Source organism: Bradyrhizobium sp. T-12 (assembly GCF_058314695.1).
In genome coordinates this window covers 2,238,960-2,263,270 of sequence record NZ_CM177756.1, presented here as the reverse complement: position 1 = coordinate 2,263,270, position 24,311 = coordinate 2,238,960, and the positions used below count along the sequence as shown (strand labels likewise).

The following is a 24,311-nucleotide window of genomic DNA, read 5'->3' as shown; positions in this document are numbered from 1 at the left end:
ATCCGGCGAGGCCGGATCACTCGAATGTCATGGATCAGTAGCGCGGCGGCTGCGCCGGGATCTGCGGAACCGGGTCGGTCGAAATCGACACCGCAGCGCCCGATTGCAGCTTGAGCTGGCCGACCGCGACGACCTTGTCACCCGCCTTCAGACCCTTGATGATCTCGACGCGACCTTCGACCCGGCTGCCGGTCTGCACGAAGGTGCGCACCGCGGAGAGACTGGTCTTGCCATCCTCTCCTTTCTTCTCGGTGATCACGAACACGGAATCGCCGTACAGCGTGTAGTCGACCGCCGTCTCCGGCACGGTGATCACGGCCGGCTTGTCCGGCAGCACCACCGTGGTGTTCACGAACATGCCGGGCTTAAGGATCTTCTCCGGATTGGCAACGGTCGCCTGCACGCGGATGTTGCGGGTGTCGGCCGAGATCTGCGGCTCGATCGTGGTGATCTTGCCCTCAAAGATCCGGCCCGGATAGGCATCGACCTTGAGGCGGACGGTCTGGCCGACCTTGAGGCTGCCGGAATCCTTTTCGGTCACCGTGAAGTTGGCCCACAGTTCGGAAAGGTCGGTCAGCGACACGATCGCCGTGCCTGCCGTCAGATATTGACCGACCTCGACCTTGCGGACGCCGAGATCACCGGCGAAGGGTGCGCGCACCAGCTTCTGCGAGATCAGCGCTTCAGTCTTGGCGATGCCGGCCTGCGCCTGGTCATAGGCAGCCTGCGCGGAATCGACGGTGGCCTGCGGCCCGAACTGGCGCGAGGCGAGCTGCTTGGCGCGATCGAGCGACAGCTGCGCGACGGTTGCCTGAGCCTTGTAGTTGGCGAGGTCGCCCTGCTCCGGCGCGTCGAACAGTTGCACAAGCGGCGTGCCGGCCTCGACACGCGTGCCCGGCTCGAACTTGATCTCGGTGACGCGGCCGTTGACGTCGGCGCTGACGTCGACCTGGTGCACGGCGACGAGGCCGCCGACCGCGGTGAGCAGGTTCGGCACCACTTCGGATTTCGCCTCCGCCGCGTTGACCGCGGTCGGCGGCGGCTTGTTGTTGGCGAAGAACTGCTTGATCATCTGGCCGCGGAAATAATTGAACCAGACGAGGCCGCCGACGAGCGCGGCCAGCAGCGTGCCGACGATGATGAACCAGAGCACCGGCCGGACCGGACGCTTGGGAGCCTTGTTGTCGATCGGTTCGCCCGAAATCTTGTGTTCGGTTACGATGTTCATGTCATGCACTTTCTGCAATCGCCGTCCTGCCGGCATCCGCGGCCTCATCGTGGCCCAGATGCGAAGCAATTGCGGCGTCGTTAAGTCCGATACCTCTCAGGAGAAACTCACACAGCTGCCGCTCGAGGTCGTCAGCCTTGCCGTAGACCAGGCAAGGCGTGGCCGAAAGTCTGGTCAGCGCCGTGGTCATCACCGTGTGATGCGCAAACCAGAACAGGTTGAGCGGATCGCCGCTGCATGGCCGCGCGTCCCCGGCGACAACGGCACGTTCGAGCGAGGCGACGAAGATCGCCCCGATCAGCGTCTCGATCTTGGCATACAGCAACCGGGCGAATTCGCCATCATCCAAATGGCTCGTGGCCATCAGTCGCAACCGCTGTGCCTCTTCCTGATCGGGACCATCGGCGATGTGGAGGAAATGCTGGACCATGCCGCGGATCACCTCGACCAGTGTGGCGGTCGAAGGCTCCCGTTCGAGAAGTTCGGTGAGCGCCGGATCGGCCTCGCATTCGTCGCTGAGGATTTCGGCGTAGAGCGCCGCCTTGGACGGGAAATGCTTGAACAGCAGCGCCTCGGAAATGGCAGCGGCGGCCGCCACGCTCTTCGTCGTGGTGCCGGTATAGCCATGTCGGGCAAAGCAGCGCTTCGCGGCACCGAGGATCAATTGACGCCTCAGGTCGCTCGTCATACGCAATGAGCTCATGCTGGGTGAGTAAGCACTCACCCACGCAGAAGTCAAGCATTATGTTGCATCGCAACCTAAGTGCGTTGTAAATTCAGTGGAAATTGATCCCGCCCGCTCGGTTCGCGTGCAGGACCTAGGCGCCACCGGAAGGGACAGGGCCGCCCTAGATCGGCTGGAAGCCGAGGTCGCCGCGGATCCGGTTGAGAATGTAAGTCCCGTCCCGGCTTGGCAAAATCCGCTCCAGCTCGGCGCTGCCGATCTTGATATTGGCAAAGCGCGGCCCGGCCGAGACGTCATGGACGGCTTTGGCGAAGGCCTCGACCTCGGCCATGGTCGTGACAGAACGGCTGTCATTGATGCCGCAGGCGCGGGCGACGCCGACGAGATCGGCGGCCGCCGAAGTGTGGCTGGTCTGCCCGCCCGTCTCGCCATAGGCCTCGTTATCGAGCACCGCGATCGACAGGTTGGACGGCTTCTGCAGGCCGATGGTGGCAAAGCTGCCCAGGCCCATCAGCATCTCGCCGTCGCCGGTAATGACCAAGACCGGCAGCTTCGGCTGCGCCAGTGCGAGGCCGAGCCCGATCATCGCAGCGCCGCCCATGCCGCCCCAGAGGTAGAAGTTACGGGCGTGGTCGCCGGCCGCGCACATGTCGTTGGTGGAGGCCCCGAGGCCGCCGATCGCGACGACGTCCTTGCGGTTCGCAAGTAGTGTGGAGACCACCTGCCGGCGGTCGAGGAGATTGGCCTTGCTCATTTGGTGAAAACCTTGGCGCCGATCAGGCGCTGCGACAGGAGGACAGCGGTGGGCGTCAGCGCGTTGTAGGCCTGCGATGCAGCAGCCTCCAACACGGCCGGCACCTCGGCCGCGTGCGAGGCGCGCAGCACCTGGACGCCCGAGAGCTCGAACACGCCCTGCGTGGTCGATCCCATCGGCACCTGCCACGGGTTGAACTCGCCCCACTCGCCGCGCATGGTCACGAGGGTGAGGAATGGAAAGCGCAGGATCGGGATCAGCGACAGCATGTTGATGCAATTGCCGACGCCGCTCGACTGCATCAGCAGCACGCCGCGCTGCCCGCCGGTCCAGGCGCCGGCGAGGAGCGCAACGCCCTCCTCCTCCGTCGTCAGGGGAATGCCGCGCATCGTCGGTGAGGCCAACACGCGGTTGATCAGCTTCGAATGGCCTGCGTCAGGCACATAAGGCACCTGGCGGACGTCGAAGCGTTGCAGGGTTGCAAAGATATCATCGGGCCAAGTCGGGGCCGTGTCGGGAGCGTCAGCGCGCGCGTGCATTTTCCTGTCCGGTCGGCTAGCAGTGTTCGAAGACTGTAGACGCATGCTCGCGTCGACCGAACAACAAAAACGGCATATCGGCTTTAACCGGCGAGTATAACGGGATGAACGCAGATGCGAAGGAGCTGGCGGCAAGCTTCGACCTCGAGAAGCTGACGCCCGAGTTCTACGACAACCCCTATCCGACCTATCGTGCACTGCGGGAGAACGAGCCGGTCAAGCGCCTGCCGAATGGCACCGTGTTTCTGACCCGCTACGACGATCTGGTCACGACCTACAAGAACACGAAGTCGTTCAGCTCGGACAAGAAGCGCGAGTTCGCGCCGAAATACGGCGACACCCCGCTCTACGAGCACCACACCACCAGCCTTGTCTTCAACGATCCGCCGGCGCACACGCGCGTGCGGCGCCTGATCATGGGGGCGCTGTCACCGCGTGCAATTGCTGGGATGGAGGGTGATCTCATCAAGCTGGTCGACGGCCTGCTCGACGCCATCGCAACCAAGGGCGCGTGCGAGCTGATCGAGGACTTCGCAGCCTCGATTCCGATCGAGGTGATCGGCAATCTGCTCGACGTGCCTCACGAGGAACGCGGGCCGCTGCGCGACTGGTCGCTGGCGATCCTCGGGGCGCTCGAACCCGTCGTGTCGCCCGCCGCCGCCGCGCGCGGCAACAAGGCGGTGACGGATTTCCTGGCCTATCTGGAAACGCTAGTGGCGCGCCGGCGTGCGAAGCCGGGCAATGCCGAGCGTGACGTGCTGACGCGGCTCATCCAGGGCGAGGAGAATGGCGAGCGGCTGACCGAGAAGGAGTTGCTGCACAATTGCATCTTCCTGCTCAATGCCGGCCACGAGACCACGACCAACCTGATCGGCAACGGCCTCGTCGCGCTGGACCGCAATCCCGACCAGAAGCAGCGCCTGATCGACCATCCGGACCTGATCAAGACGGCCGTCGAGGAGATGCTGCGCTACGAGAGTTCGAACCAGCTCGGCAACCGCATGACAACCGAGCGCGTCGAGCTCGGCGGCGTCATGCTCGAAGCCGGCACCTCGGTGACGCTGTGCATCGGCGCGGCCAACCGCGATCCCGCGCAGTTTCCGGACCCCGAACGCTTCGACGTCGCGCGTACGCCAAACCGGCACCTCGCCTTCGCCACCGGCGCGCATCAATGCGCAGGCATGGCGCTGGCGCGTCTGGAAGGCGCGATCGCGATCTCACGCTTCCTGGCGCGCTTCCCGAACTATGCCGTGAGCGGACAGCCGGTGCGGGGCGGCCGGGTGCGGTTTCGCGGCTTTTTGAGCGTGCCCTGCACGATCGGCTGAGGCGCCAAAACAAAAATTGCGAAAACAACCCCATGCACAGTAGCCAACCCTCTGATTCAACTCGTCAATCAGACGGGCAGGCGCACGGTGTCAAATTACCTACACCACCGTCTTGTGCCTGGTGATGCAGGTGCTGAGCACCTCGTCCATCGGCTTGCCCCACCAATCGTTGGAAAAGATCTCGATCTCGGAATAGCCGGCAAAGCCCTGCGCCTCGACCGCAGCACGCACAGATTTGATGTCGATGACGCCGTCGCCCATCATGCCGCGGTCGTTGAGGATGTCCCTGGTCGGCACCAGCCAGTCGCAGACGTGGAAGGCCAGCAGGCGATCCTGACCGGCACGCGCGATCTGCTCCATCAGATCCGGATCCCACCAGATGTGATAGACGTCGAGCGCGACGCCGAGCATGCCGGTGCGGCCGGGGTCGAGCCGGTCGCAGATATCGAGCGCCTGCTTTGTCGTGTTCACGCAGGCACGGTCGGCCGCATAAGCGGGATGCAAGGGCTCGATGGCCAGCGGCAGCTTTGCCTGTTTGGCATAGTCGAGCATGTCGGCCAGCGCCTCCTCGACCTGCCCGCGCGCTGCCGCGATGTCCTTCGACGCATCGCTGCCCGGCCGCGAATATTGCGGCAGGCCGCCGACGACGAGAACGATGCAGGGCGCGCCCAGCGCCTTGGCTTCGTCGACGCAGCGGCGGTTGTCGTCGCGGACCTCGCCCCGGCGCGAAGCGTCCGAGGTGAACATGCCGCCGCGGCAATAGCCTGAGAGATCGAGGCCGGCATCCCGCACCGCGCGCGCGGCACGCTCCAGACCGACGGACGCAACCTGGTCGCGCCAGGGATCGATGGCGCGGACGCCGTGCCTGGCACAGGCCTCGATGATTTCGACGAGGTTACCCTGCTTGCGGACGGTCGCCGTGTTCAGCGACAGCCAGCGATGGTCGGACGAGAAATCGCGCATCAGGATTCGATACCGTGGGTAGCGAGCACGGTCTTCATCCGCTGCGTCGCGAGTTCAGGATTGGCGAGCAGGCCGGCCTTGTCGGCGAGACGGAACAGCTCTGCGAGATGCAGCGTGGAGCGCGTGCTCTCCTGTCCCCCGACCATGGTGAAATGGTCCTGGTGGCCATTAAGGTAGGCCATGAACACGACGCCGGTCTTGTAGAAGCGCGTCGGCGCCTTGAAGATGTGGCGCGACAGCGGCACGGTCGGCCCCAGCACGTCGTGGAAGCCGGCCTCGTCGCCGGCCGCCAGCCGCGACAGCGCATAGGACGCCGCCGGTGCGATGGCATCGAAGATGCCGAGCAGCGCGTGTGAAAAGCCTTCGCTGTCGCCGGCGATCAGCTCCGCATAGTTGAAATCATCGCCGGTATACATCTTGATGCGCTTGTCGAGACGACGGCGCATGTCGATCTCGCGCTGCTTGTCGAGCAGCGAGACCTTGACGCCGTCAACCTTGGCGGCGTTGCCGTTGATAATGGCGACGGCCGTGTCCATCGCCTTGTCGAGATCCCCGGTGCCCCAATATCCTGACAGCGCGGGATCGAACATGTCGCCGAGCCAATGGATGATCACGGGCTCGCGGACTTGCGACAGCACGCGGTCATAGACCTTGGCGTAGTCGTCGGCGTTGCGGCCGAGTTTCGCCAGGGCACGCGAGGCCATCAGGATGATGCGGCCGCCGACCTTCTCGACGGCCGAAATCTGCTCCTCATAGGCGCGGATCACATCATCGAGGCTCCCGGCGTCCTCGACCGCGAGATGATCGGTGCCGGCGCCCGAGAACAACAGCGCGTTGCGCCGCTTGGCGGCGCCGACCGAGCGCGTGATCAGCTCGAGCGAGGTCGGCCAATCCAGCCCCATGCCGCGCTGCGCGGTGTCCATCGCTTCGGCAACGCCGAGGCCGAGGTCCCAGACGTGTTCGCGAAAGGCGATGGTCTTGTCCCAGTCGACGGCAACCGAGAGCCAGGGATCATTGTCCGCGAAGGGATCGGCCACGGTATGCACCGCGGAGAACGCGATACGGTTCAGCGGCCCCTCGAGCTTTGCGGGAAACGTGCGCGAGGCAGCTAACCGGTAAGTCTCGATCGAGCGATCGGCCTTCGGCAGCTTCAGGGACAACGACGACATGGGTTGGACGGGCTTGTTCATGTGTCCCTCCTCAGGCCTTGATTGGCGCGACGTCGATCCAGCGCCGCTCCTTCCAGCTCTTCAGCGCGCATTCGGCGAGTTGCACGCCCTTGACGCCTTCAAGCAGCGTGAACTTGTAGGGGGCATCCTCGTAGACGTGGCGGATGAACATCTCCCACTGCTCCTTGAAGCCGTTGTCGTAGGCGACATTGTCGGGCAGCTTCTGCCAGTCGCCGTAGAAATCATGCAGCCGCTTCTCGTCGGGATTCCACACCGGCCTCGGGGTCGCCTGCCGCGCCTGGATCATGCAGTCGGTGAGGCCAGCAACCGCCGAGCCGAGCGTGCCGTCGACCTGGAAGGCGACGAGGTCGTCGCGATAGACGCGCGTCACCCAGGACATGTTGATGTGGGCGATGATGCCGCCCTCGAGCTGGAACGTCGCGTAGGCGGAATCGTCCGCGGTCGCCTTGTACTTCTTGCCCTGCTCGTCGAAACGCTCGGGAATGTCGGTATTGCCGATGCAGCTCACGCTCTGGACGTTGCCGAAGAGGTTGTCGAGCACATAGCGCCAGTGGCAGACCATGTCGAGAATGATGCCGCCGCCGTCCTCGTCGCGGTAGTTCCAGGATGGCCGCTGCGCCTCCTGCCAGCCGCCTTCGAACACCCAATAGCCGAACTCGCCGCGCACCGAGAGGATGCGACCGAAGAAGCCGGAGTCGCGCAGGAAGGCGATCTTCTTCAGGCCGGGCAGGAACAGCTTGTCCTGCACCGTGCCGTGCTTGACGCCCTTGGCGTTCGCCAGCTTCACGACCTCGAGCGCCTCCTCGAAATTCGTCGCGATCGGCTTCTCGCAATAGACGTGCTTGCCGGCATTGATGGCCTGGGTCAGCAGTCCCGGCCGCGCCTGTGTGGTCGCGGCGTCGAAGAACATGGTGTCGTTCTTGTCGGCGAGCGCGGCATCGAGATCGGTGGTCCAGCGCGTGATGTTGTAACGCTTGGCGAGCGCCTCGACCTTCTCGGCGCTGCGGCCAACCAGGATCGGATCCGGCATGACGCGATCGCCGTTCTTCAGGCGCACCCCGCCCCGCTCGCGGATCGCGACGATCGAGCGGATCAGATGTTGGTTGAGCCCCATGCGGCCGGTGACGCCGTTCATGATGAGACCGAGGCGTTGGGTGGTCATGCCAATTGCTCCCTAGGTGATTTTGGCTGTTCGAGCGGGCTGAGCGCCGACCAGTCCGGATGGACCGACGTCGCAAAGCCCGCAGCATGGAGCGATCCCGTCAGGAGATCGCCGTCGTGAATGGAGAGGCGGATGCCCTGCCCGGCATCGGCGTAGAGATCGGGATGCGCGGTGGCAAAGGCCTGCGCTTCGGCGAGAGGCGTTTCACCGAAGCCATCGACATAATGATGGCCGTTGCGCTCGGCGTGGGTGGCGCCGATAAACGCGCCGAGCGCGAGGTCCTGCTGCACGGCAAGGCCGGCCTGGCAGGTGAGGTCCTCGCCGGAGACGAAGAACTGCTCGCCTTCCCCGCTCCATTTCGCTGCGCGCGTTGCATTGACGATGGATTTGTAGAGGCCCTTGCAGGACTTCGAGGAGATGCCGCGATAGCCGAGCGCCCGCGCCGCCGGGAAGGCATCGTAGGAATCGTCGGCTTCGTCGACGATGAAACCGCGGGCGGCTAGAGCGCCGAGCGGGGACTGCCGCGTGATATCGCGCGGCATCGGCTGTTCGACATAGAGCAAGCGCGAGGCGATCGGCCGCAGCGCGGCGTCATGATCGAGCCGGTCCATCAAGGCCTGCAACGGGGCAAGGTCGGCATATTGCTCATTGGCATCGAGCGTGACGCTGGTGTCACCCCCCAACATATCGAGCTCCTTGCCGATCCGCGCCAGGCGCGCCCCATCGGCGACGGGGTCGCCGGACAGCTTGAGCTTGTAGTAACGAGCACCAGCGCTCTCGCGCGAGTCGGCAACGCCGCCCTCGCCTTCGATCGTATCATCGAGACCAACCGTATGCCTGATAGCAACACGCTGCAGCGGCACCCGGCTGGCGAGAAAAGTCGTGATGTCCCTCTCGCTCAGGTCAGGAGAAAGCCGCGCATCGATGCCGGCGACGTTCGCGGCCATTCCGCGGAAAAAGCTTGTCTCTGCGGCGCGCAGCAGCGCATCGAGGATTGCCTTGTCGATTTCCGCGGGACCATACGCGGCGGCAAGCAGCGGAATGTTCTCTTTCGCGCAAGCCGCGACCTGGGCATTCATGCACGAGGCGTGCAGACCGAACGCCGTCTGATATCCCGTGCTCGCCAGATAGAGCCCGCGCGCGATCTCCAGCGACCGTCGCAGCCCGTCGACCGTCTGCGCCGGCGACAGCTCCGGCCGCTTGTCGAACCATTTCGGCACCAGCAGCTCGGCGCTGGCGCCGACCTCAACGCCCCTGCCCTCGACCTCGATCTCGACCCTCACGAAGAGCTGCGGCGTTGCATTAATTGTAATCGCGCCGAAGCGGAACGGCCGCGCGAAATGCACGGGACGTTCGAAGAAGGCGATGTCTCGCAGCTTCAGGCGCGGCGCCATGGTGTTAGTTCTTTCCCGAGATGCAGCTCAGGCGGCGTTGCACCTCTCCCGCTTGCGGGAGAGGTCGGCGCAAAGCGCCGGGTGAAGGCTTTCTCTTCCGGGGGGTTCTCGCGAGTGGAGACACCCTCTCCCCAACCCTCCCCCGCAAGCGGGGGAGGGAGCGCACCGCGCTTGAGGCGATCAATGAGAATCCGATGACCACTCTAATCCAACGCCCCTTGCGAGAAGAAATGCTTGCGGATGCGCTGCACGAGCTCGGTGAACACTGGGTCGGCCATCACGTCGAGCGAGCGCGGGCGCGGCAGCGGCACGTCGTAGATCGCGGCGATTGCGCCGGGGCGCTCGGTCATGACCAGCACGCGGTCGGCGAGGAACACGGCTTCCGGAATCGAATGCGTGATCAACAGCACGGTCTTCTTCGTCTCGCGCTGGATTCGCATCAGCTCGACGTTCATGCGCTCGCGCGTCAGCGCATCGAGCGCGCCGAACGGCTCGTCCATCAGCATGATCCTGGGATCGTGCACCAGCGCTCGGCAGATCGAAGCGCGCTGCTGCATGCCGCCGGAGAGCTGCCAGGGCAGCTTCTTCTCGAAGCCCTCGAGACCGACCAGCTTCAACAGTGACTTGGCGCGATCGAGGTATTCCTGCCGCGGCAGTCGCTTCATGTCGATCGGCAACATCACGTTGCTCAGGATGTTGCGCCAGGGCAGCAGCAACGCGTTCTGGAAGACGATGCCGACATTGCCGTGCGGCGTCGTCACCTTCTCGCCCTCGACCAGGATCTCGCCCGACGTCGGCGGCAGCAATCCCGAGATCAGCTTGAGCAGCGTAGACTTGCCGCAGCCGGAGGGGCCGACCACGACGAAGAACTCGCCGTCATTGATATGGAAGTCGAGCGGCCGCAGCGACGGCACGTCGCCATCGCGCGTCCGGTAGGTCTTGGACACGCCCGATAGTCTGATGCCCGAAGCATCGCCCGCGCGGTCTGAGACCAGGCGCAGATGGGTGGACGGTTGCATATCGATTGGCTTGGTCGCTGGGTTCATCTCACCTCTCTCCAACCGTCGTCCCTGCGAACGCAGGGACGACAGCGGAAAATCATCGCTCACGAACCGCTCTTCGGCAGGTAATCATTGGTGTAGAAGGCCTTCGGGTGGTCCTTGGCCTTGGCATCCAGCCCGCCATATTCAACCAGCAGATTGACCGTTTCCGTCATGTTCTGATCGGTGACCTGGAAAGGCCGCTTGGTCTTGGTCTCCGCGGTCCGGTAGAGCGGGATGGTCAGCTCGAAACCTTGCGTCAGCGTGTCGATCTTGCCGCCCTTGGGGTTGGCATCGAGGATCGATTGCGCTGCCGCCTTCGGCTCCTTCTCGGCGGCCTCGACGGCCTTGGTCGTCGCCGACATGAAGCGGCGGACGAGGTCGGCATTGGCCTTCACGTAATCGGTGTTGGCGATGATTCCGGAGGAAACCATGTTGATGCCGTAGTCGGCGAACTTGATCGGATAAACGTCCTTGCCGGTGGCGTCCTTGATCTTCATGGACTGATCCATGACATAGCCGAGCAGCAGATCAGCCTGGCCGTTGATGACGGCATTGAGCTTGGTCTGGCCGTCGCCGGCAACCGTCTGGAAGTCGCTCTCCTTCAGGCCGGTCTTCTTCAGAAACAGCGGCCAGATCTGGGTCATGGAATCCGCGGGCGTGATCGCCACCGTCTTGCCCTTGATGTCCTCGGGCTTCCTGATGTTCTTGTCGACGAAGCCCATGGCGGACATCGGTGAGGTCTGCAGCAGCACGCCGGTCGCGACCACGGGCGCGCCCTTGATCGCCGCGCGCATCATAGTGGGCACGTCGACATAGCCGAAATCGGCGGTCTTCGCCGCGACGGCCTGCGTGGTCGCAGCCGAGCCGCGGCCTTCCTGGATCTCGAGGTCGATGCCCTCGGCGGCATAGATGCCCTTGGCCTTGCCGTAGTAGAACGGCGCGTGCTCGCCATAGACGTACCAATTCAGCATCAGCACGACCTTGTCGGCTGCCTGCGCGGGCATGGCCGCGAACAGCATCAACGCCGCTGACGCAGCCCCAATCAAACGCTTCATCGTCACTCTCCCTTGTCGTTATGTTTCGGCCATTGACGGCCGTTGCTTAAGTTAAGAGGCGAAAATCACGTCCTCGCGCTGGCTGACATGCCAGGGAATCACCAGCTTCTCGATGCGGTCGACGATCCAGAACAGGACCACGCCGAGCAGAGCGAGGATCACGAGCGCTGCGAACATCGTCGGCAGGTCGAACGTGCCGATCGAGCGCTGCATGACGTAGCCGATGCCGGAATTGGAGCCGACGAACTCGCCGACGACGGCGCCGACCACGGCGAGCGTCACCGACACTTTCAGCCCTGAGAAGATCGCCGGCAGCGCGTGCGGCAGGTTCACCGCGCAAAACACCTGGAAACGGCTGCCCTGCATGGCGCGGGCGAGATCGACCATATCAGGGTCGACCGATTTGAAGCCTTGCACGGCGGAGACGACCACCGGGAAGAAGCCGAGCAGGAACGCGGAAATCACCTTGGGAATGATGCCGAAGCCGAACCAGACCACGAACAGCGGCGCGATCGCGATCTTCGGCACGGATTGCGAGAACACCAGCAGCGGATAGACGTAGCTCTCCACCGTCTTCGAGCCCGCGATCAGCATCGCGACGGGAATGCCGAACAGCGCCGACAGCAGGAAGCCGCAGACGGTCGCATAGGTGGTCGGCCAGGACTGGCGCAGCAGCTCCGGCCATTCAGTCCGCAGCACGGCGACGACATCGAGCGGCGACGGGATCTGGTAGGCAGGGATCCTGAACAGACGGATCGCGAGATCCCAGGCAACGACGATGAAGACCAGGAACAAGAACGGCCGAACCCAGGCTGCATTCAGCATCTTGGAAACAGCGTTTTGCGGCTTCGGCTCGGCCAATTTTCACTCCCGGCAGTCTTCTTCGTTGTGGGGAGAAATTAACCCGTTGGATAAATACTGTCCAGAGCTTTCCCTGTGACGTTTTGTGCCGGGGTTCCGTTGGGGTGGCGGGACGGTCGCGCCCATGTCCCGGCTCTGCGGCGCACCGCAAGAGCGCCCCGCTGCGTCCGGGCCACGAGAGCGACCCACCCTCGGTGTCATTCCCCGCGAAGGCGGGGAATCCAGTACGCCGCGGCTTCTCGGCTCAATCAAAACCGCCTTTGGAATACTGGATCGCCCGATCAAGTCGGGCGATGACAGCAAAGAGAGTGGCAACGGAACGTCGCTAGACCGTCTGCGCCAACGCGGTGCGCGACTTCGGCGCCTTCGCGATCTCGAACAGGGCAACGGACTGTCCGGTCAGCGCGGCCAGCACCAGGCCCACCATGTGCGCCAGCCGCTCGTCCTTGGCCTTCTTGTCCAGGAGATCGCGGCCGAAGATCACGCTGAGCGTCGCCGAGTTGGAGAGATAGAAGAAACAGAGCCCGGCGATCGAGATGTAGAGCTGCACCGGGTCGACCGCGACCTGGAAGTCGCCGCTGTCGACGCCGCGCCGCACCACGGTGCGGATCATCTCGACGAAGGGCGAGTGCATCGACTTGACCTTGGTCGACTTCTTCAGATGCTTGGCGCGCGCGAGGTTTTCGGTCTGGAGCAGCGACAGGAATTCGGGATTGCGCAGGAAGTAATTCCAGGTGAACTCGATCAGGCGCCTGATCGCTTCGGGCGGATCGAGATGTTCGAGATCGAGCCCGCGCTCCTCGCTGCGGATCTTGTCGTAGGCGCCTTCGAGCACCGCGAGATAGAGCTCGTCCTTGTTGCCGACGTGATAGTACAGCATGCGCTTGTTGGCGCCGGCCTTGGCCGCAATGCGGTCGACCCGCGCACCGGCGAGACCATGGGCGGAGAACTCCTGCTTGGCGGCTTCGAGAATGCGCAGCCGCATCCCCTCGGGGTCACGCTGCCATTTCAGAGTTCGCTTTGCCTTCGCCAAACCGTGTGCTCGCTGGGTGGTCTCTCGTCAGCTGTAACACGCGGGCGAGCGTTTGAGAACGATCTCATGCCCCGGACGCAGCGCAGCGCTTCTTCGGCGGTGCGCTGCAGAGCCGGGCCCATGTTGCAGCGGATTCGTGGAGAGATGGGTCCCGGCTCTGCGCAGCAACGCCAAGAGCGTTGCAGCGCGTCCGGGACACGAGAGTGAGGTCCCTCACTCGACCGGCTTTGGAGAGCGCTCGAGCAGCACCGTCTGAATCCCGCAAGTGCCATTCCGCACCGTCATGATCCGCGTCCCCGGCTTGCGGCCGTTGCGGACTTCGGTGACGTCGAGGCCGGCCGCGATCAGGCGGGCGCGGGTGGCGTCGATGTCGGTGACGCGCCAGCTCAGGCCCCAGAGACGGTCATGCGCGAGGTCGCTGCCGGCGACGGGCCGGCGCACCACCTCGACGATGAGGTCGCCGCAGCGGAAGAACATCAGCTGGCCCCAATCCTGGTGCGAGCGGTCGAGCGCCAGATCGAGGCCGAGCCGCGCGCCGTAGAGCGCGGCGGCTCGTTCGGAATCCTCGGTGGTGACCACGACGTGGTCGAGCGCGTCGATCGGCGCGATGTCGGTCGCCGGGGAGAGCGGCCGCTCGTCGGCGAGCTCGAGGAAGAACATGCGCACGCCGCGCGTGAGTTCCGTGGCGGCGCGTGTGCGCTTCCAGTGCAGCACGTTGCCTGTTTCCGTATCGCTGCTTTCGACCTCGGCGACCGGATCCGGATTCAAGGCCACCCGCTCCAGCCGCCGGTGCATCCGGCTCATGTCCGCGACACGAAAGCACAGGCTGGCGAGCACGCCCTCCTGGTCGTCCAGCAGCGCGCGCATGCGATCCGCCGTCACGCTGAAGCCGCTGGGCGCCATCAACTCGATCGTCATGTTTGCGAGGGTGAACAGCACGCGGTCGGCGCCCTCACCCGAATTTTGCCAAGACGGCGCACGGGCCAGCAGCGTCTGATAGGCCGCCTTTGCCGCCCCGATGTCCCTCACTAGAACGACGACATGATCGAGGCCGGTGATCATCTTTCCCCCTCTTGATCGCCCGTTTCAGGGCTCTGGAACCCCCGGGCAGAAACACGGCGTTTGTCCGGGCTTGGCATTGCCCGGTGATGGTCGTATTCCCTGACCATGCTGACCTCAAGCGCTTCGGGCGGCAGATTTGCGAATAATTTCAGCGTCCCGCCGGAGCGGAACCGGTGCTACAGTAAGCGCGCCGGCCGGGACCACAAGCGCATGACGGACAAGCAATGCAGGCTCTCTTCATCGGACAGACCTATATCGACGTCGTCTTCATCACCGACCACATGCCGACCGGCGACGAAAAGCACGTGGCCTCCGACTACGCCGTCTCCTTCGGCGGCAATGCGGTGACGGCGGCGTTCTGCTGCGCCAAGCTCGGCATCGTCCCCGATCTCATCGCCACCGCGGCCAATGACTGGCTGGGACGCATGTTCCAGGACATGTGTGCGAAATACGCGATCTCGCTGCACGGGCGGAAGGTCAACCAATCCTCGCTGTCCTTCATCATGCCCAAGGACGGCAAGCGCGCCATCGTGCGCTGCCGCGACGACGAGCACATCCATCCCTTCCCGATGCTCAATCTCGGCGGCTGCCGCGCGCTGCATGTCGACGGCCACCAGCCGGACGCCGCGATCCATTATGCCAAGGTGTGCCGCGAGGCCGGCATCCTGACCTCGCTCGACGGCGGCGGCCTGCGCACCAACACCCATGAGCTGCTGGAATTCATCGACGTCGCGATCGTCGCCGAGCGCCTGTGCGAGCAGATGGACCTAACGCCGGAGAAAATGCTCGACTATCTCAAGAGCCGCGGCTGCAGGATCGGTGGCGTCACCATGGGCGAGAAGGGCCTGCTCTGGTTCGACGAAACCGGAACGGTGCAGGTGATGCCGGCGATGCCGATCCCGCGCGAGCGGGTGATCGACACCAACGGGGCCGGCGACGTCTTCCACGGCGCCTATGTCTATTCCTACCTCGCCCATCCCGGCAAAAGCTGGCGCGAGCATTTCGATTTCGCGCGGGCCGCCTCGACCTACAAGATCCAGCGCCTCGGCAACGAGGCCGGCCTGCCGACGCTGGTCGACATCGCCAAGGTCAGGCACGAGTTCGAGGTCAGGGTCTAGCGTTCGCCGAGGTTTCCCATGGGGCGCGTCTTTGTCGCCGGCAGCATCAACATGGATGTGGTGGCGACCGCCCATCGCCATCCCCGCGTCGGCGAGACGGTCGCCGGCAAGCAGGTGCTGTATTTTCCGGGCGGCAAGGGCGCGAACCAGGCGGTGGCGGCGTCTCGGCTCGGCGCCGGCACCACGCTGATCGGCCGGCTGGGCAAGGATTTCTTCGGGGCCGAGCTGAAAGCCTTCCTCGGCGACCAGGGCATCGACCTCGGCTATCTCAAGGAGAATGCGGAGGCCCACACCGGCACCGCGATCATCACGGTCGCCGAGGCCGACAATACCATCGTCGTCATTCCCGGCGCCAACGCGCTGGTGAGCGCCGATGATGTCGGCGGCGTGCCGCTCCTGAAGGGCGATGTCGCGGTCAGCCAGTTCGAGATTCCGTTGCCGACGATCGCCGCGTTCTTCCACCGGGCGCGCGAGGCCGGCGTCGTCACCGTGCTCAACCCGGCGCCCGCGCAAAAGATGTCCGATGAGCTGCTCGCGCTGGTCGACGTCCTCGTGCTGAACGAGACCGAGCTCGGCTTCCTCGCCTGCATGGAGCTGTCCGAAGACGATACTGCCACACGGATCATCGACGTCGCGCGACGACTTCAGGCGCGCGAGGACCAGACCATCTGCATCACGCTCGGCAAGCGCGGCGTGCTCGCGCTGGCCGGGCGCGAAGAGTTTTCGGTGCCCGGGCGCGTCGTGAAGGCGGTCGACACCACCGGCGCCGGCGACTGCTTTGCCGGCGCGCTGGCGGCGCAACTGGCTGACGGCGTGCCTCTGCGCGCCGCCCTCGCCTTCGCCAACGCGGCGGCGTCGATCAGCGTGCAGCGCATGGGCGCGGGGCCGTCGATGCCGGCGGCCGCGGAGGTTAAAGCTGTTCTCGCCGCTGGTTGATCACGCCAGCGCGCTCTTCAGATCAAAGCTTTCGTCCGCGGCCTGCTCCGGCGTGATCGAGCGGTCCATGGCCTGCAAGCGGCGGCCGAACATGTGATCGCCGGCGCGGTTGATCGATTCGATGCCGAGCAGCCTGTCGCCCTTGTAGCAGAACGCCGAGAACGCCTTGTTCGCGGGACTGCCGCGCAGCACGACGCGGTCATAGCCCGTGGTCAGGCCTGCGATCTGCAGCTTGTCGTCGCCCTGGTCGCTCCAGAACCAGGGATGGCCGTCATAAGCTTTCTTGTCGCCGGTCAGCCGCGCCGCGAGGCAGCGGGCGTGATCGGTCGCGTTCTGCACCGATTCCAGCCGCAGCGATCCGCCGAATCTGGGACTCGCGAACAGCGCGCAATCGCCGATCGCGGAGATGTCAGGATCGGCCGTTGCAAGATATTCGTCGACGATGATGCCGGCGGCGACCGGCAAGCCCGCCTCCGCCGCGAGCTCGATGTTCGGCAGCACGCCGACGCCGACCAGGACGAGGTCGGCCGGCAGATGCCGTCCGTCGCTCAAGGACACGCCGGTGACCTTGCCGTTCCCTGCCTCGATCGAGGTCGCCTGCACGCCGAGATGGATGCGGACGCCGGCCGCGCGATGCCGCTCCTGGAAATACTCCGAAACCTCCGGCGTCACCGCGCGCGCCATCACGCGAGGGGCAAGCTCGAGCACGTCGACCTCGAGGCCCTTGATCCGCGCGGTCGCCGCGAATTCGAGGCCGATGAAGCCGGCACCGATGATCACGGCGCGCGTCTTCGACGGCATGATCGCCCGCAACGCCTCGCTCTCGTCGAGGATGCGCAGATATTTCACGTCGGGCAGATTGGCGTTGGGCAGATCGAGCAGCCGGTTGCGCGCGCCCGTCGCCAGCACGAGGTGGCCGTAGCCAAGAGTCTCGCCCGAAGCGAGATGAACTTTCCGCGCCGCGCGGTCGATCGACGCCGCCCGGCCGGCGATCAGCTCGATCTTCTGGTCCTGGTAGAATTTTTCGGGCCGGAACATCAGGCTCTCGGGACCGGCCGAGCCCTTGATGTAGGCCTTGGACAAAGGCGGCCGCTGATAGGGCAGATGCGCCTCGTCGTTGATCAGGCAGATGCGGCCGGCAAAGCCTGCCTGCCGCAGGGATGCCGCGACCTGGTAGCCGCCATGGCCGGCACCGACGATGATCACCGGACCGTCGCTCATCGGACAGCCCATTTCCGGAAGACACGAGCGTGACCCATGCCGTCTCCTCTCTCGCTGATTTTGGTTGCTGACCTTACGAGGAGCCGGCGCTCGTGTCCGTCCCTTGGAAAAGGCGGGTCCATTTGAGCCTATCGTTCCGCCCAGTGCAAGGGCGCAGCGCGGGGATTGTCTCCCCCGCCCTTCTGCGATTTAGTCGCTGCCAGCCACCTCATGCCGGGGATATCCAGATGCCAGTTCCCATCTCCCAGCCCGACGATCCCGCCTTGCTCAAGGTCGACGGCCCGATCGCGACCATCACGCTCAACCGCCCCGCCGCGTTCAACTCGATCAACCTTGCGATTGCGCAGAAGCTCGAGCAGCTCGCCGCCTGTATCGAAGGCGACGACGCCATCAAGGTCCTGGTGATCGAGGGCGAAGGCCGCGCCTTCTCGGCCGGCGGCGATCTGCAGACGATCGGGGCGGCCGCCGAGGCCGGCACTGTGACACCGGTCGTCGGCGAGCTGTTAAGGCACTATCATGCCTTCATCGAGATCATCAGGCGCATGCCGAAAATCTCGGTGTCGAGCGTGCACGGCTCGGCCGCCGGTGCCGGCATGGGCCTCGCCTTCGTCACCGACCTCTGCATCGCCGCCGACGATGCCAAGTTCACGCCGGCCTATGCCAAGATCGGGGTATCGCCGGACGGCGGCTCGACGGTCGGAATCGTCGGCACGGTCGGCTCGCGCCGGGCGCTGCAGATCTTCCTCGGCGAGGACAATTTTACCGCACAGCAGGCCTACGAATGGGGCCTGGTGGCCAAGGTCGTTCCCGCCGGGGAATTGAAGGCGGCGACGCGACAGCTCGCCGAGCGGCTCGCGCAGAACCCGCCGGCCGCGATATCAGGCACCAAGTCGCTGGTGTATCAGGCCGCCACCACACCGGTGAAACAGCAGCTCGATGCCGAGGAGCACAAGATCATCATGGCGATGAACACGGAAGACTTCCGCACCGCCGTGAAGAAGTTCACCAGCAAGGGCAAGTAGCGCCTATTGCGGACAGATATAGCCCGTCCCGGCCGGCGACTTGAAGCAGCCGACCGATTCGGGCAGCACGTGCCGCGGCAGCCACAATACCACGCTCGGGAAATAGATCGCGAACGCGATCGTCGCCAGGAACACGACATAGATCGGCAACGCCGCGCGCAGCGCCTTGGCGAAGCTGACGCCGACGAATTTCGAGCCCATCAGCAGCACCAGCCCGTAAGGCGGCGTGATCAGGCCGAAGGCGAGCGTCGCGATCAGCACTACGCCCATGTGCACGGCGTTGATGTCGCCCGCTTCCGTCAGCGCGTTGACCAGCGGCATGAAGATGATGATGGTGGGCACCGGCTCGATGAAGTCGCCGACGATGGTGAACAGCAGCACCATCAAAAGCATGATCAGATGCGGGTCGGTACCGGCGATCGACGTGATCCACTCGGCGATATAGGTCGCACCGCGCAGATAGGCGAGCATCCAGCCGAACGCATTGGCGGCGCCGATGGTGATCAGCGGCAGCGAGAAGATCAGGCCGGCGAGGCAGAAATCGTAAGGGATCTTCTTGATGTGTCCGCGGTTGAGCGCGGGGATGACCACCAGAATGATCCAGACGACGGCAACGACGCCGGCCTCCGTCGGCGTGAACCAGCCCGTCAGGATGCCGCCGAGCAGGATCACCGGGATCATCAGCGGCAGCGCCGCATCGCCAGCCGCGAACACCACCTGGCGCAGCGGCGCGCGGGGCTTGCGCAGGCCCGAGGGGCCGAAGAAATAGCAATAGATCATCAGACCGAAGCCGATCATCAGGCCGGGCACGACGCCGGCCATGAACAGGCCGGCGATCGAGACGTTGCCGACGGCGCCATAGACCACCGCGGTGATGCTCGGCGGCACCAAAGCTGCAATCGTCGAGGCCGAGGCAATGATGGCGGCGATGAAGGCGGGCTCATAGCCCTCGCGCTTCATCGGGCCGCCCAGCGCGCGGCTCATCACGGCGACGTCGGCGGTGGTCGAGCCCGACATCTCCGAGAAGAACATGCTGAAGACGACCACGACCTGCGACAGCCCGCCCCTGATATGGCCGACCAGCGATACCGAGAGATTGGCTATTCGCACAACGACGTTGGCGGAGCTCATGAGCTCGCCGACCAACAGGAAGAACGGGATCGCCAGCAGCGCCTCGGAGTCCACGCCGTCGAAGATCTTCTGAATGATCGCGGCGAGCGAAACATCCGACAGCAGCGCGCCGACGAAGACACCTGCCATCAGCGAGAACGGCACGGGCACGCCCAGATAGCCGAAGAACAGGAAGCAGAACGTCATCAAGGTCAGGACAACAGGTGCGCTCATAGCTGAGCCCTCGCCTGCGCGTCGGTGACGACTGGCGTTCCGTCCTCCTCGGGCGGCTCGGGATGGTCAAAGCCGTTGCGCAGGCCGTTGACGAGCTGCTCGATGGTGAACAAGCCGATCAGCACGCCTGACAACGGAATGATCGCATAGAGCGAGGCGATCGGCGTGCCCGACGGCAGCCGAAAGCTGCCGAAGCCGCGCAGATAATTCTGATAGCCGTACCAGACGAGGCAGAAGGCGACGCCGAGCACCACGATGCGGATGATGACCTCGACGATCAGCCGCGAGGTGCCGTGCATCGCCTCGGAGATCGCGGTGAGATAGAGATGGTCGTTGCGGCGCGTCGCCGCGGCCGTGCCGACGAAGATCGCATAGATGAACAGCGTCGAGGTCACCTCCTGCAGCCAAAGCCAGGGATGGCCGATGGTGCGGGTGACGATGTCGGCGGTGACCGACAGCGAGAAGCCGAAGCATAGCACGCCGCAGAGGATCATCAGGGCGAGCTCGAGCCAGTCGAGCGCGCGCCATTTGAGATGGCGTTGGCGTTGCACGAGCAGTTTGTCGGCGATGGCCATGATTGTTCCCGGCTGCGGCTTTCCATCATGGCCGGGCTTGTGCCGGCCATCCACGCACTCGGCGCGGACTCGAAGGAAGAACGTGGATGCCCGGGACACCTGGCGCGAAGACGCGCTTCGCGCTTCCGCCCGGGCATGACGACCTTCTTGGCGGTCAGTTGATCGACCGGATCAAATCCTTGATCTTCTCGGCGTGCGGGCCGAGCTCCTTGGCGAGCTTGTCGAGATAGGGATCGGCGATCGCCGTGAAGCTCTTCTTGTCGACGTTGTCGACGATCTTCACGCCCATCTTCTTCAGCTTCTCGGCCGCGCTGCGCTCGAGGTCGAACGCCTTCTGCGGCTCCTTGGTGCTGACCTCGTTGGCCGCGGCCTGCACCCAGCCCTTCTGCTCGGCAGACAGGCTCTGCCAGAGCTTGTCGGAGATGAACACCAGCGCGTTGTTGGCCTCGTGCTCGGTGATGTTGAGGACCGGCGCAACTTCGTAGTGCTTGTTGACGAGATAGACGTTGATGCTGTTCTCGGCGACGTCGACGACACCGGTCTGCAAGCTGGTGTAGACGCTGCCGAACGGCATGTGCACGGTCTGGGCGCCATAGGCCGGGAACATGGTGTCCTCGGTTGCGGTCGCCTGCACGCGGATCTTCGCGCCCTTGATGTCGCCCACGTTGCGGATCTCTTTCCTGGCGTACATGTGGCGCACGCCCTGCGAGCCGGTCGCGATCACATGCAGGCCCTGCGTGGTCTCGTCGATCATGGTCTTGAGCGCTTCGAACACGCGGGGATCGGCCAGCCCCTTGACGACGTGGTTCTCGTCACGGAACAGATAATGCAGCGACATCACGCCAGCCTGCGGCGAGATCGTCGCCGTGTTGGCGGAGGAGATGATCGAGAATTCGACGTCGCCGGCTTTCACGAGCTGGAGCACTTGTGGCTCCTGCCCGAGCTGTGCACCGGGATATTGATCGATGATCATGGTGCCCTTGCTCAATTCCTTGAGCTTCTCGGCAAACAGGTCACCCGCGATGGAATAGCCGGTATTGCGCGGCTGGTCATAGGCGAAGCGATAATGCTTCACCTCCTGTGCCCCCGCTCCGGTGACGACAAGCATGGCGGCCGCGGCCGTCAACCCATGGAAGAATCTCGGCATGGATCGTGCAATCATCGTTTCCCCCTGTTGTATCGCCCGCCGCTTTAAGCGGTCTGAGCGTTCGTCGTTCGGTCAGCTCGTCTCGGTCTTCCCAGTCCTCTGCATGAAATCGAAATCGCAGCCCTCGTCGGCCTGCATGATGGTCTCGTTGAACAGCCAGGCGTAGCCGCGGCGTGCTTCCTCCGGCGCCGCAGCCGGTTTTAGCGCAGCACGGCGCCGCTCCAGCTCGGCCGCGTCGACCAGCAGCTCGATGCTGCGCTTGGCCACGTCCAGGCTGATCATGTCGCCGTTCTGCACCAGTGCCAGCGGCCCGCCTACGGCGGATTCCGGGGTGATGTGCAGCACGATGGTGCCGAACGCCGTGCCGCTCATGCGCGCGTCCGAAATGCGCACCATGTCCTTGGTGCCGCCACGCGCGAGCTTCTTCGGGATCGGCAGATAGCCCGCCTCCGGCATGCCGGGCGCGCCCTTGGGGCCGGCATTGCGCAGCACCAGCACGTCGTCGGCGGTGACATCGAGATCGGGATCGTCGACGCGCAAGGTCATGTCCTCGACGGATTCGAACACCACCGCGCGGCCGGTATGCTTGAGCAGCTTGGGGCTCGCAGCCGACTGCTTGATGACGGCGCCGCGCGGCGCGAGGTTGCCGTGCAACACGGCGAGGCCGCCTTCCTTTTTGATCGGATTGTCGCGCGAGCGGATGGCGTCCTGCCCTGGCACGTCCTCGGCATTGGCGACGACATCGCGCAGCGTCTGGCCCGAGATCGTCCTGGCGTCGAGATCGACGAGGTCGCCGAGCTGCGCGAGCAGTTTTGGTACGCCGCCGGCGTGATGGAAATGCTCCATGTAGTGCTCGCCCGACGGCTTGAGATCGACCAGCACCGGCACCTCGCGGCCGATCTGGTCGAACACTCCGAGATCGAGCCGATGCGGCGAGCGATGCGCCATCGCGGTGAGATGGATCAGGCCGTTGGTCGAGCCGCCGATGGCCTGAAGCACCACCTGCGCGTTCTTGAAAGACGCCGGTGTCAGCAGCTCGCTCGGCTTCGGCCCCTTGGTCTTGGCCATCTCGGCGGCGACCTTGCCGCTGGCCTCGGCAAGACGGAAACGCTCGGCATGCGGCGCGGGAATCGTCGCGCTCATCGGCAGCGACAGGCCCATTGCTTCGATCATGCAGGCCATGGTCGAGGCGGTGCCCATCACCATGCAGGTGCCGACCGACGGCGCCAGACGCCCGTTCACCGCCTCGATCTCGGAATCGTCCATTTCGCCGGCGCGGTATTTGGCCCAGAGACGGCGGCAGTCGGTGCAGGCCCCCAGCACTTCGCCCTTGTGATGGCCGACCACCATGGGGCCGACCGGAATGACCACGGTCGGCAGGTCGGCGCTGATGGCGGCCATGACCTGCGCCGGCAGCGTCTTGTCGCAGCCGCCGATCACGATCACCGAATCCATCGGCTGGGCGCGGATCATCTCCTCGGTGTCCATCGCCATCAGATTGCGCAGGTACATCGAGGTCGGATGCGCAAAGCTCTCGGCGATCGAGATGGTCGGGAACACGAACGGCATCGCGCCCGACAGCATCACGCCGCGCTTGGCGGCTTCGATGATCTGCGGAACGTTGCCATGGCAGGGATTGTAGTCGCTATAGGTGTTGGTGATGCCGACGATGGGGCGCTCCAGCGCGTCGTCGGAATAGCCCATGGCCTTGATGAACGCCTTGCGCAGGAACAGCGAGAAGCCGGCATCGCCATAGCTCGTCAGACCCTTGCGCAACCCACTCGTCATCATGCCACTCCTCAATTTGCCATTGTGGTACAGCCTGCGTCCTGATTGTCAATAAGATTGGTCCATATTGTCGCATTTTCGCGCCTGGGACACCTCTACGGACTTGGATTATTGACAATCTGCCTTGTCCCTGCTCCACAGGGCAGACCGGCCGCAGCCGGAGGCCGAGGGCATGTCCGACATTCATACCGCAGACAGCATGCCCGTCCGGCGCGACGATCCGGACAACGTCGTCGCGCGGCTGGAGGAGGACATCATCTTCGGCCGCCTCGCGCCGGGAGCGCGCCTGACCGAGGACGCGCTGATGTCGCGTTACGGCACCTCACGCCATTTCGTGCGCCAGGCGCTGGTGGACGCGGAACGACGCGGCATCGTCCGTCGCGAGAGGAATGTCGGCGCCACCGTGCGGTTCTACTCGGCCGAGGAGGTCCGGCAGATCTACGAGGTCCGGGAGATGCTGACCCGGCAGGCCGCGCTGATGATCCCCCTGCCCGCGCCGCAGGGCCTGATCGACGAGCTGACCGCGCTGCAACGGCAATATTGCGCCAAGGCGGATGCGCAGGACCTGCGCGGCATCCATGAAGCCAACGATGCCTTTCACCTCGCGCTGTTCACCGCCTGCGGCAATCCCTATCTGGTGCGCTCGCTGCAGGACTACATGAACCTGACACTACCGATGCGGGCGAAGAACCTCGCCGATCGCGACGGCCTCGCACAATCACGTCGTCAGCACGAGATGATGATCGAGCTCCTGCGGGGCCGCGACAGCTGGGCGCTGGCGCAGCTGTGCGTGGACCACATGCAGTTCAGCAAGAAGGATTATCTGGCGCGGATTGGAGGAGCTCGCGCGTAGATCGGTCGAGCTG

At 64.6% G+C, this 24,311-nt stretch carries 23 protein-coding genes; 5 read left to right on the top strand and 18 right to left on the bottom strand.

The window, feature by feature from the left end; all coding sequences use genetic code 11:
• Nucleotides 1–34: 34 nt before the first annotated feature.
• The 4 genes from AC0WRY_RS10760 to AC0WRY_RS10745 all read right to left on the bottom strand — a co-directional run bounded on the left by AC0WRY_RS10760 (nt 35) and on the right by AC0WRY_RS10745 (nt 3,206).
• Nucleotides 35–1,228, bottom strand: coding sequence for an efflux RND transporter periplasmic adaptor subunit (locus AC0WRY_RS10760; RefSeq protein WP_491123068.1), 1,194 nt, complete (start codon nt 1,226–1,228; stop codon nt 35–37).
• A 1-nt stretch (nt 1,229) separates the two neighbouring features.
• Nucleotides 1,230–1,931, bottom strand: coding sequence for a TetR/AcrR family transcriptional regulator (locus AC0WRY_RS10755; protein ID WP_491123459.1), 702 nt, complete (start codon nt 1,929–1,931; stop codon nt 1,230–1,232).
• Nucleotides 1,932–2,076: 145 nt separating this feature from the next.
• On the bottom strand, nt 2,077–2,667 hold the full coding sequence (locus AC0WRY_RS10750) for a thiamine pyrophosphate-dependent enzyme (RefSeq protein ID WP_194406956.1): 591 nt from the start codon (nt 2,665–2,667) through the stop codon (nt 2,077–2,079).
• Entirely contained in the window at nt 2,664–3,206 is a 543-nt protein-coding gene (locus AC0WRY_RS10745) for a phosphonopyruvate decarboxylase (protein WP_194406955.1), read from the bottom strand. The genes AC0WRY_RS10750 and AC0WRY_RS10745 overlap by 4 nt, the downstream gene beginning before the upstream one ends.
• 104 nt (nt 3,207–3,310) lie before the next feature.
• Here AC0WRY_RS10745 and AC0WRY_RS10740 point away from each other — a divergent pair, with 104 nt between their 5' ends.
• The gene (locus AC0WRY_RS10740) at nt 3,311–4,531 is read left to right on the top strand and encodes a cytochrome P450 (protein ID WP_491123067.1); all 1,221 of its coding nucleotides are present in this window, start codon (nt 3,311–3,313) and stop codon (nt 4,529–4,531) included.
• Nucleotides 4,532–4,630: 99 nt separating this feature from the next.
• Here AC0WRY_RS10740 and AC0WRY_RS10735 read toward each other — a convergent pair whose 3' ends face one another.
• From AC0WRY_RS10735 to AC0WRY_RS10695, 9 genes are all read right to left on the bottom strand, one after another.
• Nucleotides 4,631–5,494, bottom strand: coding sequence for a sugar phosphate isomerase/epimerase family protein (locus AC0WRY_RS10735; protein ID WP_491123066.1), 864 nt, complete (start codon nt 5,492–5,494; stop codon nt 4,631–4,633).
• Nucleotides 5,494–6,684 (bottom strand): dihydrodipicolinate synthase family protein, encoded by a 1,191-nt coding sequence (locus tag AC0WRY_RS10730; protein WP_491123065.1) that lies wholly within the window; start codon nt 6,682–6,684, stop codon nt 5,494–5,496. Before AC0WRY_RS10730 ends, AC0WRY_RS10735 begins: the two co-directional genes overlap by 1 nt.
• 10 nt (nt 6,685–6,694) lie before the next feature.
• A complete protein-coding gene (locus tag AC0WRY_RS10725) occupies nt 6,695–7,846 on the bottom strand; it encodes a Gfo/Idh/MocA family protein (RefSeq protein ID WP_491123064.1) in 1,152 nt (383 codons plus the stop codon).
• A complete protein-coding gene (locus tag AC0WRY_RS10720; RefSeq protein WP_194406950.1) occupies nt 7,843–9,240 on the bottom strand; it encodes an enolase-like domain-containing protein in 1,398 nt (465 codons plus the stop codon). Before AC0WRY_RS10720 ends, AC0WRY_RS10725 begins: the two co-directional genes overlap by 4 nt.
• Before the next feature lie 203 nt (nt 9,241–9,443).
• Nucleotides 9,444–10,286, bottom strand: coding sequence for an ABC transporter ATP-binding protein (locus AC0WRY_RS10715; RefSeq protein ID WP_194406949.1), 843 nt, complete (start codon nt 10,284–10,286; stop codon nt 9,444–9,446).
• A 59-nt stretch (nt 10,287–10,345) separates the two neighbouring features.
• Complete coding sequence (locus AC0WRY_RS10710; protein ID WP_194406948.1) at nt 10,346–11,338, bottom strand: ABC transporter substrate-binding protein; 993 nt, start codon at nt 11,336–11,338, stop codon at nt 10,346–10,348.
• A gap of 51 nt (nt 11,339–11,389) precedes the next feature.
• Nucleotides 11,390–12,199: an ABC transporter permease gene (locus AC0WRY_RS10705; RefSeq protein ID WP_194406947.1), complete on the bottom strand. Its 810-nt coding sequence runs from the start codon at nt 12,197–12,199 to the stop codon at nt 11,390–11,392.
• A gap of 325 nt (nt 12,200–12,524) precedes the next feature.
• On the bottom strand, nt 12,525–13,232 hold the full coding sequence (locus tag AC0WRY_RS10700) for a TetR/AcrR family transcriptional regulator (protein ID WP_194406946.1): 708 nt from the start codon (nt 13,230–13,232) through the stop codon (nt 12,525–12,527).
• Nucleotides 13,233–13,445: 213 nt separating this feature from the next.
• Nucleotides 13,446–14,294 (bottom strand): VOC family protein, encoded by an 849-nt coding sequence (locus tag AC0WRY_RS10695; protein ID WP_194406945.1) that lies wholly within the window; start codon nt 14,292–14,294, stop codon nt 13,446–13,448.
• A gap of 224 nt (nt 14,295–14,518) precedes the next feature.
• Between AC0WRY_RS10695 and AC0WRY_RS10690 the strand changes: the two genes are divergently transcribed.
• Together AC0WRY_RS10690 and AC0WRY_RS10685 are read left to right on the top strand one after the other, a co-directional pair.
• Nucleotides 14,519–15,412 carry a sugar kinase gene (locus tag AC0WRY_RS10690; protein WP_194406944.1) on the top strand — a complete coding sequence of 298 codons (894 nt, stop codon included), beginning with the start codon at nt 14,519–14,521 and terminating at the stop codon, nt 15,410–15,412.
• 18 nt (nt 15,413–15,430) lie between these two features.
• The gene (locus AC0WRY_RS10685) at nt 15,431–16,348 is read left to right on the top strand and encodes a ribokinase (RefSeq protein ID WP_194406943.1); all 918 of its coding nucleotides are present in this window, start codon (nt 15,431–15,433) and stop codon (nt 16,346–16,348) included.
• On the opposite strand, the gene AC0WRY_RS10680 is transcribed toward AC0WRY_RS10685, so the two are convergent.
• Nucleotides 16,349–17,569, bottom strand: coding sequence for an NAD(P)/FAD-dependent oxidoreductase (locus tag AC0WRY_RS10680; RefSeq protein WP_194406942.1), 1,221 nt, complete (start codon nt 17,567–17,569; stop codon nt 16,349–16,351).
• A gap of 227 nt (nt 17,570–17,796) precedes the next feature.
• Here AC0WRY_RS10680 and AC0WRY_RS10675 point away from each other — a divergent pair, with 227 nt between their 5' ends.
• Nucleotides 17,797–18,591 carry an enoyl-CoA hydratase/isomerase family protein gene (locus tag AC0WRY_RS10675; RefSeq protein WP_194406941.1) on the top strand — a complete coding sequence of 265 codons (795 nt, stop codon included), beginning with the start codon at nt 17,797–17,799 and terminating at the stop codon, nt 18,589–18,591.
• A 3-nt stretch (nt 18,592–18,594) separates the two neighbouring features.
• On the opposite strand, the gene AC0WRY_RS10670 is transcribed toward AC0WRY_RS10675, so the two are convergent.
• The 4 genes from AC0WRY_RS10670 to AC0WRY_RS10655 form a co-directional block, all read right to left on the bottom strand.
• Nucleotides 18,595–19,935: a TRAP transporter large permease gene (locus AC0WRY_RS10670; protein WP_194406940.1), complete on the bottom strand. Its 1,341-nt coding sequence runs from the start codon at nt 19,933–19,935 to the stop codon at nt 18,595–18,597.
• The gene (locus tag AC0WRY_RS10665; RefSeq protein ID WP_194406939.1) at nt 19,932–20,510 is read right to left on the bottom strand and encodes a TRAP transporter small permease; all 579 of its coding nucleotides are present in this window, start codon (nt 20,508–20,510) and stop codon (nt 19,932–19,934) included. Before AC0WRY_RS10665 ends, AC0WRY_RS10670 begins: the two co-directional genes overlap by 4 nt.
• A 154-nt stretch (nt 20,511–20,664) precedes the next feature.
• On the bottom strand, nt 20,665–21,672 hold the full coding sequence (locus AC0WRY_RS10660) for a TRAP transporter substrate-binding protein (protein WP_194406938.1): 1,008 nt from the start codon (nt 21,670–21,672) through the stop codon (nt 20,665–20,667).
• Nucleotides 21,673–21,729: 57 nt separating this feature from the next.
• The gene (locus AC0WRY_RS10655; RefSeq protein ID WP_194406937.1) at nt 21,730–23,445 is read right to left on the bottom strand and encodes an IlvD/Edd family dehydratase; all 1,716 of its coding nucleotides are present in this window, start codon (nt 23,443–23,445) and stop codon (nt 21,730–21,732) included.
• 172 nt (nt 23,446–23,617) lie between these two features.
• On the opposite strand from AC0WRY_RS10655, the gene AC0WRY_RS10650 reads away from it, so the two are divergent.
• The gene (locus tag AC0WRY_RS10650; protein WP_194406936.1) at nt 23,618–24,298 is read left to right on the top strand and encodes a GntR family transcriptional regulator; all 681 of its coding nucleotides are present in this window, start codon (nt 23,618–23,620) and stop codon (nt 24,296–24,298) included.
• Nucleotides 24,299–24,311 lie beyond the last annotated feature (13 nt).

Excerpts from the sequence above, each read along its gene's own strand:
- AC0WRY_RS10670 (WP_194406940.1), bottom strand. The coding sequence starts at position 19,935 with ATGAGCGCACCTGTTGTCCTGACCTTGATGACGTTCTGCTTCCTGTTC.
- AC0WRY_RS10680 (WP_194406942.1), bottom strand. The coding sequence starts at position 17,569 with ATGAGCGACGGTCCGGTGATCATCGTCGGTGCCGGCCATGGCGGCTAC.
- AC0WRY_RS10750 (WP_194406956.1), bottom strand. The coding sequence starts at position 2,667 with ATGAGCAAGGCCAATCTCCTCGACCGCCGGCAGGTGGTCTCCACACTA.
- AC0WRY_RS10710 (WP_194406948.1), bottom strand. The coding sequence starts at position 11,338 with ATGAAGCGTTTGATTGGGGCTGCGTCAGCGGCGTTGATGCTGTTCGCG.
- AC0WRY_RS10735 (WP_491123066.1), bottom strand. The coding sequence starts at position 5,494 with ATGCGCGATTTCTCGTCCGACCATCGCTGGCTGTCGCTGAACACGGCG.
- AC0WRY_RS10720 (WP_194406950.1), bottom strand. The coding sequence starts at position 9,240 with ATGGCGCCGCGCCTGAAGCTGCGAGACATCGCCTTCTTCGAACGTCCC.
- AC0WRY_RS10725 (WP_491123064.1), bottom strand. The coding sequence starts at position 7,846 with ATGACCACCCAACGCCTCGGTCTCATCATGAACGGCGTCACCGGCCGC.
- AC0WRY_RS10690 (WP_194406944.1), top strand. The coding sequence starts at position 14,519 with ATGCAGGCTCTCTTCATCGGACAGACCTATATCGACGTCGTCTTCATC.
- AC0WRY_RS10740 (WP_491123067.1), top strand. The coding sequence starts at position 3,311 with ATGAACGCAGATGCGAAGGAGCTGGCGGCAAGCTTCGACCTCGAGAAG.
- AC0WRY_RS10755 (WP_491123459.1), bottom strand. The coding sequence starts at position 1,931 with ATGAGCTCATTGCGTATGACGAGCGACCTGAGGCGTCAATTGATCCTC.
- AC0WRY_RS10730 (WP_491123065.1), bottom strand. The coding sequence starts at position 6,684 with ATGAACAAGCCCGTCCAACCCATGTCGTCGTTGTCCCTGAAGCTGCCG.
- AC0WRY_RS10760 (WP_491123068.1), bottom strand. The coding sequence starts at position 1,228 with ATGAACATCGTAACCGAACACAAGATTTCGGGCGAACCGATCGACAAC.
- AC0WRY_RS10655 (WP_194406937.1), bottom strand. The coding sequence starts at position 23,445 with ATGACGAGTGGGTTGCGCAAGGGTCTGACGAGCTATGGCGATGCCGGC.
- AC0WRY_RS10665 (WP_194406939.1), bottom strand. The coding sequence starts at position 20,510 with ATGGCCATCGCCGACAAACTGCTCGTGCAACGCCAACGCCATCTCAAA.
- AC0WRY_RS10745 (WP_194406955.1), bottom strand. The coding sequence starts at position 3,206 with ATGCACGCGCGCGCTGACGCTCCCGACACGGCCCCGACTTGGCCCGAT.
- AC0WRY_RS10650 (WP_194406936.1), top strand. The coding sequence starts at position 23,618 with ATGTCCGACATTCATACCGCAGACAGCATGCCCGTCCGGCGCGACGAT.
- AC0WRY_RS10685 (WP_194406943.1), top strand. The coding sequence starts at position 15,431 with ATGGGGCGCGTCTTTGTCGCCGGCAGCATCAACATGGATGTGGTGGCG.
- AC0WRY_RS10695 (WP_194406945.1), bottom strand. The coding sequence starts at position 14,294 with ATGATCACCGGCCTCGATCATGTCGTCGTTCTAGTGAGGGACATCGGG.
- AC0WRY_RS10675 (WP_194406941.1), top strand. The coding sequence starts at position 17,797 with ATGCCAGTTCCCATCTCCCAGCCCGACGATCCCGCCTTGCTCAAGGTC.
- AC0WRY_RS10660 (WP_194406938.1), bottom strand. The coding sequence starts at position 21,672 with ATGATTGCACGATCCATGCCGAGATTCTTCCATGGGTTGACGGCCGCG.
- AC0WRY_RS10715 (WP_194406949.1), bottom strand. The coding sequence starts at position 10,286 with ATGAACCCAGCGACCAAGCCAATCGATATGCAACCGTCCACCCATCTG.